Origin of the sequence: Prescottella subtropica (genome assembly GCF_005434945.1) — a bacterium.
GTDB classification, from domain to species: Bacteria; Actinomycetota; Actinomycetes; order Mycobacteriales; family Mycobacteriaceae; genus Prescottella; species Prescottella subtropica.
In genome coordinates this window covers 1-1,612 of the sequence record NZ_SKCH01000058.1, presented here as the reverse complement: position 1 = coordinate 1,612, position 1,612 = coordinate 1, and the positions used below count along the sequence as shown (strand labels likewise).

The 1,612-nt window shown below is 68.5% G+C and carries 2 protein-coding genes; one reads left to right on the top strand and one right to left on the bottom strand.

What is annotated here, in order from left to right; all coding sequences use genetic code 11:
• Nucleotides 1-31: 31 nt before the first annotated feature.
• Entirely contained in the window at nucleotides 32-1,249 is a 1,218-nt protein-coding gene (locus E0497_RS20295; RefSeq protein WP_241665999.1) for an IS630 family transposase, read from the bottom strand.
• Between E0497_RS20295 and E0497_RS20290 the strand changes: the two genes are divergently transcribed.
• The gene (locus E0497_RS20290) at nucleotides 1,248-1,580 is read left to right on the top strand and encodes a hypothetical protein (protein ID WP_137726599.1); all 333 of its coding nucleotides are present in this window, start codon (nucleotides 1,248-1,250) and stop codon (nucleotides 1,578-1,580) included. The two genes, E0497_RS20295 and E0497_RS20290, sit on opposite strands and share 2 nt — an antisense overlap.
• The last annotated feature ends 32 nt before the right edge of the window (nucleotides 1,581-1,612 follow it).

Genomic DNA, 1,612 nt, shown 5'->3' with positions numbered 1-1,612 from the left:
CTAGTGGTCGTCGGCGTTAGTTCGTCGGGGGTCAGGCGGCCTCCCCGAGTTCCGGAGCAGGCGCGTCCGGTTCGTGGCGCCGGAGCCGCGCCAAGTAGTCGTTGAGATCCGCGCGGGTGTACCGCCAGTCGAACGGACGGGCGGTGGTGTTGTAGCGCTCCTCGAACGCCAAGACCCGAGCGGCGAGGGCATCGAGGTCGGCGAAGTCGGCCGGTGCGATGGCCTTGCGTTGCAACACTGAGAAGTAGATCTCCACCTGGTTCAACCACGACGCATGCACCGGCAGATGCACCAACGTCGCTGTCGGCCACGCTGTTTCCATCCGTTCGATCGAACGGGCACCGTTGTGGGACGAACCGTTGTCGACCACCCAATACACCCGTTTGGCGGAGGCGTACGGCTCGGTGGTCATCACCTTCTCGACCAGCTCGGTGAACGGGACGATCCCAGTCCTCGGGGCAATGGTGCCGAGTACCTGCCCGCGATGCACGTCGTACGCAGCGAAGTACGCCAGCGTGCCACCGCGGCGGTATTCGGCTTCCACCCGGGTCTGCCGCCCCGACCCGGCGGCCAGGCCCGGATGCCGCCGCCGCAGCGCCTGGAGCTGGGACTTCTCGTCGGCACTGATCACGTACTCGTCGTCACCGAGAGCAATGCCCTCCCACCGCCTGTCGTACAGATCGAGGACCCGACCGGCCTTGACCGCGAACGCTGGGTCCCGCGGGAAGATCCAGGATCGGTGCTGCCACGGCTTGATCGCGTCGGCGGCCAGCCACCGCTGCACCGTCCTCGAGCTGACCGATTCGACGACCCCGTCCCGGGTCACCTGACGGGCCAACTCCGCGGCGGACCAGCGGGCCAGCGGCACTTCCCGCTCGGCCGGCGGAGTACACGCCAACGCCTTGACCTCGGCGACCTGCAACGCGGTGAACACCGCGGGACGACCTGACCGGGGCCGGTCGGTCAACCCGTCCATCCGATGCACGGCGAACCGCGCCCGCCACTTGCGGACGGTGTCCACATGCAGTCCCAACCGGTCCGCGATCACGGCATTCGGTTGCCCGTCCGCGGCGGCGAGCACGATCCGGGCCCGGAGCACGTCGCGGTGCGCGCCGCTGACCGCGCGGGCACGGGCAGCCAACGCGTCCTGCTCGGTGGTGGACAGGCCGATCACAACGGCCGAGACAGACACCATGCCCGCAATGATCGCCACACCCCGGTAGGGCCGGTGCACCAGGATGGAGGTCATGGCCGCCATTCCGGACTCGACGAAGACCTCACTGCGCCAACGCCTGTCCGCCCGAGCCCGTGATCGGTGGACCGAGATCACCCGGATCGAACTGCGTTTCCGGGCGCCGTACGCCTACGTCGACGCCGTCGTAGCCGACGGGCAGACTCTGCCCCTGTGCCGGCTGAAGTACGCCGGTTACGCCAACATGTGGGGCTTCGCGATCTACCGCGCCAGCCACGACGACTACCAAAACTCCTACCTGCCCACCGGCCAAGGCGCCGGCACCGCCGAGGACGCTCTCGACACCGCCTGCGGCCTCTACCTCGCAGACCCGACCGCGTGGGGCTGAACCCCCGACGAACTAACGCCGACGACCACTAG